This window comes from Streptomyces sp. NPDC004752 (assembly GCF_053601275.1).
Genome location: NZ_JBSGBN010000041.1, coordinates 63,671 through 69,939, shown reverse-complemented (window position 1 = coordinate 69,939; position 6,269 = coordinate 63,671). Strand labels below are relative to the sequence as shown.

At 70.3% G+C, this 6,269-nt stretch carries 6 protein-coding genes and 1 pseudogene; all 7 read right to left on the bottom strand.

The genetic code is table 11. From position 1 onward, the window contains the following. A pseudogene (locus ACWEKM_RS19240) lies at positions 1-545 on the bottom strand (hypothetical protein); the annotation flags it as partial. A 247-nt stretch (positions 546-792) separates the two neighbouring features. Further along, the gene (locus ACWEKM_RS19235; protein WP_451622376.1) at positions 793-1,359 is read right to left on the bottom strand and encodes an SMI1/KNR4 family protein; all 567 of its coding nucleotides are present in this window, start codon (positions 1,357-1,359) and stop codon (positions 793-795) included. Between the two features lie 292 nt (positions 1,360-1,651). Then, positions 1,652-2,317: a fascin domain-containing protein gene (locus ACWEKM_RS19230; RefSeq protein WP_451622368.1), complete on the bottom strand. Its 666-nt coding sequence runs from the start codon at positions 2,315-2,317 to the stop codon at positions 1,652-1,654. A 394-nt stretch (positions 2,318-2,711) separates the two neighbouring features. Next, positions 2,712-3,668, bottom strand: coding sequence for a class I SAM-dependent methyltransferase (locus ACWEKM_RS19225; protein WP_451622367.1), 957 nt, complete (start codon positions 3,666-3,668; stop codon positions 2,712-2,714). Beyond that, the gene (locus ACWEKM_RS19220; protein WP_451622366.1) at positions 3,659-4,288 is read right to left on the bottom strand and encodes a cysteine hydrolase family protein; all 630 of its coding nucleotides are present in this window, start codon (positions 4,286-4,288) and stop codon (positions 3,659-3,661) included. The genes ACWEKM_RS19225 and ACWEKM_RS19220 overlap by 10 nt, the downstream gene beginning before the upstream one ends. Next, on the bottom strand, positions 4,285-5,415 hold the full coding sequence (locus ACWEKM_RS19215; RefSeq protein ID WP_451622365.1) for an isocitrate/isopropylmalate family dehydrogenase: 1,131 nt from the start codon (positions 5,413-5,415) through the stop codon (positions 4,285-4,287). Before ACWEKM_RS19215 ends, ACWEKM_RS19220 begins: the two co-directional genes overlap by 4 nt. Positions 5,416-5,434: 19 nt before the next feature. Further along, positions 5,435-5,986 carry an EF-hand domain-containing protein gene (locus ACWEKM_RS19210; RefSeq protein ID WP_451622364.1) on the bottom strand — a complete coding sequence of 184 codons (552 nt, stop codon included), beginning with the start codon at positions 5,984-5,986 and terminating at the stop codon, positions 5,435-5,437. Between the last annotated feature and the right edge of the window lie 283 nt (positions 5,987-6,269).

The following is a 6,269-nucleotide window of genomic DNA, read 5'->3' as shown; positions in this document are numbered from 1 at the left end:
TGGTCCTGGTACTCCTTGGCGCTCAACTGCGAGTCGAGCATGGGCGCGAGGTCTTTGAGTGTCTTCGTGAATGCCTCACCCGTGCCCGAGGTGATCGCATCGGTCAGGACCTTGGCGAAAAGGGCGTCATTGCCGCCGAAACCAACGATCACGGCATCCGCGTCGGGCCGGACCAGGTCCATCTGCGGTCCGTTGACCGCCGGATCCCCGGCCGACTCGGCCGCTTGGGGCTTGAAGAAGTCCTTGGAAACGGCACCCGAGGACGCGCCCGTGGCGCCATCCAGATCCACATCCGGATTGGCGTCCTGGACCTTCTGCATCGCCTGCGCTCCGGCCGCGTAGGGCGAACGGTGCCGGGGATCATTGGCATTGAAGTAGTGGCCGATCATCCCCTCCCCTGCGGAGTAGGAATCACCGACAATGTCTACTTCGTAGCTTCTTGGGTCAGCCGCGGCGGCCGGAGCGGAGGCGAGACCCGCTAGACCCGTCGCGATGACAGCTCCGGAAGAAACCAGCGCAAGGGCCCGACTGATCTTGAACGTCAAGGGGCACCTTCCTTCTCGAAAATGTGGGGGAGGACCCGGGGTGGATCCACGCGCGTAGTTTCAACTATTGAAAACAACGATCACAATGGTTCTCACCCACACATTCGGTGAGCGTTGAGTGAAAGTCCTGAAGTCGACGGCGGATGCAAACGGATCGAACCCACCGGGATCCGGACGGACTTCGTGCTGGGCTGTACGGCGGCCGACTGGAACGGCCGCTGGACCGAACGCCCGTTGTGTCGACTCGTCACGCGGCGTCGAACCAGGGCTTGTTGGCGGCCCAGTGCTTCACCCACCCGCCGAATCCCGGCTCGGCCGTGGTGAACCCGAACTCGGCTGCGAACGGAGTGGCACCTTCCCCGGTGATCAACCAGATGTGCCCACGATGCGGGCCAGTGACGACGAGGTGCCAGTACATGCCACATCCGTCCGTCCCGAGGACGATCGACCCGTGCTGGAAGACTCCGTCCATGATCACATCGGACTCCTCCTCCGGCGGCTGTAAATCGTCCTCTTCCCACAGCCACTGCGCGGTGAGGGGGAAGGGCTGGCTCAGGTCGCGTTCCGGTCGGCCGTCACCCCAGTCGTCGGGCAGCTCTGCCAGGCCCACCAACCCGTAGTCCGGCGGACCGGAGTACGAGCCGTCGGTGATCTCCGCGACGAAGGTCCGATACGGCTCCGGCAGAACGATGCCGTGCTCCGCTTCGAAGGCTCGCACGGCTTCCCAGCCCAGCGCGGACCGACCGCCGCCGTCGACGGCGAAGACCGTACGGAGCACCGCAAGGTCATCGGGATCTGCCTGCTCAGGATTCATGCGGCCCATGGATACCAGTCGGTGCCGACAGCGGTTGTGCCCACCGACCCGGTCAGCGGCCGCAAGCACATCGGAGCCGTGCCCGGTGCGGGCCTGGTGTGTGCCCGATGCGGGCCCGGCGCGGGCCCAGTGCGGGCCCGGCGCGTGCCCGTCCCTGCGGGACTCGGCGAGCAGCAGGCCCGGGTCACCGACCCGGGCCTGCTCGTTGTTCATCGTGATGTCAGTCGGCACTCGCCTCGCGGGGACGAGCCGCCCAGCGGTCCTGCTGCCGCTCGGGCCGGACGCGTGGGCGTCAGGCGCCGAGGCCGTTGAGGTTGAACTCTTCCCAGGAACCGGAGACATTGGCGGAGCGGGCGCGCAGGACGTACTGGAGCGAGCCGCTGTAGCTGTTCTCCATGGTGACGAAGAGGCCATTCAGCGTGGACTTGATCGCCCAGCGCTGCAGGTCGTCGTTGCGGTAGAGCTCGAACCGCTCCCAGCCGCCCACGCTGGTGGAGCGGGCGCGCAGCTCGTTCTTCGCGCTGCCGGTGAAGTTCTTCTCGACTGCCACGTAGCGGTCGTTGGCCAGCGACTTCAGCGCGAACGTCTGGCCGGCGTCGTCCCACTCCATGGCGAAGCCCTCCCAGGAGCCGCCCACGCTGGCGGAGCGGGCGCGCAGCACACCGGTGTTGGGGGCGGGGTACGTCTTCTCCGTGGCGACGAACTTTCCGTTGCGGACCGACTGCAGGGCCACCAGATCGGGCTCGGCGGCCGTGGTGGAGACACCGTCGCCGGCGGCGAGCGGTGCCTTCCGGGCGTCCGTGTGCTCGGCGATGCGCGACAGCTCGGTGGCGTCGACCGCCTTCCACCCGCTGGGGACGGCCGCCGACTGGTCGGCCTGCGGGGCGGCTCCGGCCGCGGGTGCGGTCCACGCGGAGACCGCCAGCAGAGCGCTGAGGGACACAAGGACAGGGGTCATACGTCGCACAGCTCTTCCTCACCCTTCGTGAAACGGAGTCCGGGCACGGCGAGACAGTGGGCCCACGATGGGATTCCCCTCGATTCTCGGGAGGCCGACGGCGCGCACAGCACCGGCCGCCGCACACGCGCCGGGACATTCCCTGCCGCGCGGCGGGCCCCGTTTCTCTCCGCACCCCGACAACTGCGTCAGCGCCCCTCCCCGGGCGCTTCGGCAGCCGCTGCGCCATTCGGCACAGCCGCTCCAGCGTAAACGGTGAGGCATGGTTTCCAGCCATTTATTAACGGCACTTCGAAGGCATCGAATGCCAACAACAGGCGTTACCGATTCCGCTGCCTTACCTTCATGTTGATGAAATTCAGTGTTTCGCTTGTAACGCAGTGCGCACCTTTGATCACCTCCTGGGAATGGGCGTGACCGCGCCGGTGGGCGATTGGTGTGTGGCGAAGGTCCAGCAGAGGGCGCCCAGGGCGTCGGGAGCGTCGAGGGCCTCGGGGCGGGGGCCGCCGCTCAGGGAGTGGGTGAAGTCGAAGGGGCTGTGGGTGGTCGTGTGCCAGCCGTGCTGGGTAAGGGCGGTTGCCGAGTCCGGGCGGGGGTCCGAGTTGAACAGGGTGAGGACGTCTACGCCGATGCGTTCGCGGGCCGCCGTGTAGACCGGGGAGTCGCGGACCGCGGCCGACTCGACTCCCCCTTTCACCTCGTACGCGAGGGAGCTTCCCGGGGCGCTGTGGGCGGTGACGGCGGCGATCAGGCGGCGTTCCACGGCCGACGGGAGGTACATCAGCAGGCCCTCGGCCAGCCAGGCCGTCGGGCGGGCGGGGTCGAAGCCGGCGGCCGACAGGGCGTGCGGCCAGTCGTCCCGGCTCAGGTCCGCGGCGATCGTCACGCGTCGGGTGCGAGGGGCGGCCTTCGGGGTGTCCAGGGTGTCGAGGTTGTCGAGGGTGCGCTGTTTGAAGGCGAGTACGGACTCCTGGTCGATCTCGAAGACGGTGCAGCCGGACGGCCACGGCAGACGGTACGCGCGCGTGTCCAGTCCGGCGCCGAGCAGGACCAGTTGGCGGGTGCCCGCCTCGGCGCGGCTCAGCAGATGGTCGTCGAACACCCGGGTCCGAAGGCCGAAGTAGCGGCCCAGCCTGCCCCACAGGGGGTCGGCGTCCCCGTCGGGCACCTCGTCGGGGCGTAACGGCCAGCCCACGCAGGCCCGGGCGGCGCGGACGAAGTGTTCGGCGTACTCGTCCCGGGCCAGCGCGTCCGGCCTGCCGGTCTCGATGGCCCGCGCGGCGGCCACCAGAAGTGCGGTCAGTCCGACGCCTTCCTCAACACCGTTCGCTTCCGGGGTGGTTACGGCCATGTCTGCTCCTCGTCCGGGTGTCGGGTCCATACGGCGGTGCGCTCGTACGGGGTGACTCGGGCGCCGTAGAGGCGGCGCATGAACTCCAGGATCTGCTCGTCCGGGGTGTGCAGGGCGGTGGTGCAGTCGCTGAGGACCGTGAGGTGGAAGCCCTTCTGGAACGCGGTACGGGCCGTGCTGTCCACGCAGACGTCGGTGAAGAGCCCGGCGAGGGCCAGGTGCCCGGTGCCACGGCCGACGAGGTACCGCTCGAAGCCGGCGCAGAGGAAGGCGTCGAAGCACGCCCGCTTGGTGAACACCCGCTCGCCGGGCGCCGGTTCGAGCGACGCGGCGAACTCGGCGCCCCAACTGCCCTCCAGGCACTTGGGCGGCCGGCCGCGCCGCTCGTCCCGGTGCCGCCAGGCGGGTCCCTGGTGGGCCGGGTCCCCGACGAAGCGGACGAACACCACCTCGGTGCCGTGGGTCCGGGCCGCCGCGACCGCGCGTACGGTGTGGGTGACGACGGCGCTCAGCGCCGCCGGGTCGCCGGGATAGCGGGAGGCGGCGAGCGGGCCGGTGCAGAAGTCGTTCTGCATGTCGACGACGACCAGGGCCGTGCCCCTGTGCGCCGCCGACGTCATGGTCCGGCGACCGGTGAGGTGGTGGCGGGCCGCCCCGCTCGCGCCTGCGCGCCCGGCTCCAGTGCGTCGAGGAAGGCGTTCGCCACCTCCGTCGTGCCGTGGTGGCCGCCGAGGTCCGGGGTGCGGATGCCCGCCCGCCGGACCCGGGCGAGGGCCCGTTCCGCCGCGGCCTCGGCGCCTGGGCAGTCCGCGTGCCGCTCGGCGATCGCGGCGGCGGCCCGGATGGTCGCCACCGGGTTGACCAGGTCGCGTCCTTCCAGGTCATCGGCCGAACCGTGCACCGTCTGGTACTCGACCAGCCCGTGCACATCGGGGTGGAGATGCACATTGCGGGTGCAGTGGTCCTCCTGGCGTCCGGCGCCGAACCGGTCGAGCAGGACGACATGCATGATGTCGGCCCACTCGTTGCCCGCCACCAGCACGGTCCGGTCGGCCGGGCCGTGCGCGATCAGGTTCCGGTTGACGGTGTCCGGCTGGAAGACCCGTACGTCGATGCCGTGCCGGTCGGCGAACTCGGCCGCCCAGTCGTCCAGCGCGCCGTCCAGCAGATGGAACTTGTACGCCATGACGATCCGGTCCGGCCCCTCGTCCGGCCACTCCCGCCAAGCCCGGCGCACCGCGTAGCCCAGGACCTTCTCGGTGATCTCCCGGCTGAACTCCGTGACCCGCCGGACATGTCCGGGCCGATGCTCGTTGTCACCGGTGTAGAAGCCCTGCGCCTGGTCCCGGACCAGCAGCATCCTGGCGCCGCCGGCGTCGAGTGCGTCCACCTTCACGGCCTGCAGCCGCTGCCGGACGAGGTACAGGGTCTGGGCGTTGATCGCCGTACGGAAGATCACCCTGGTGTCCGCCGCGGCCCGGTCGCGGACGAACCGCTCGTAGTGGCCGGCGTCCTCCTGGGTCAGCCGACGCGTCTCCTCGGTGCCACCGCCGTCCCGTGCGGCGGGGTGCGACCGCAGGGAGAGGTAGGAGTGGTAGGTGCGCGGCGAGCGCACCACCGCGAGGTCGCTGCCGTAGGTCCGGGCGAACCCGTCCAGGACCCGTTCGAAGACCGCCGCGATCTCCGCGCCCGTGCCCCGGCCGACGGCCAGGCCGACGATGTGTTCCGCGTGTTCCGCGCTGCTCATGGCGAACCCGGCCGCCGCGTCAGGCCGCCGGCCCGGTCCCCGACCCGACCCCGGTGACCAGGTGGTCCCCGGGGATGCCCGCCTTGTCCGGGGCGTAGTAGTCCCTGATGCCCTCGACCCAGACCGGCACGGGGATGACATCGTCGGCCGTGGGGCCGAACGCGTCGAAGAGGGCGTCGATGTTGGCGCGTTCGAAGCCGATCGCCGTCATCAGGGCCCTGAAGTCCCGGCGTTCGACGAGCCCGTCGCCGTCCGGGTCCCCGAGCGCGGCGAGGGCCCCGGCGAACGCGGTGATCGTCGCGTCGAAGCGCTCGGGCGAGAGCACGCAGGCGGTGTACTCCTCGAAGCTGATCACGCCGTCGCCGTTGGCGTCCAGTTCGGTCAGCAGTGTGGTCCAGTACCGAGCGAAGGCCGCCCGCATGGTGTCCTTGGCCGCCTGGCCTGACCGGGGTGCCGCGGCGGCGACCCGGTCGCCCATGAGCGTGAAGTCCTCGGCCTCCAGTACTCCGTTGCCGTTCGCGTCCAGCAGGGAGAAGACGAGGGCGACTCGCTGGGTGGCCTCTGCGCGCATGACTTCGTGACCTCTCTTGACGTCGCATCGCGGAGCGGGCGCGGGCGGGCCCGGCGGTGCGCTCCGTACGGCCGGACGGCGCCCGGCCCGAGGGATGCATGTCCTCAGACCAGGGGCATATACCGGCGGGCTGGGCGATTCCCCAGAAAGGTGGAACCGGCCTTGTTCTGCTGCGAGTTCGGGTCGGGGCGTGCAGGGCGGCGGCACGCCGTGCCGCCGGGGCGGCGGGGGGGAATCGGTCGGGTCAGGGGGCGGGGCGGCCGGCGGCGGTACGGGTCGCCCC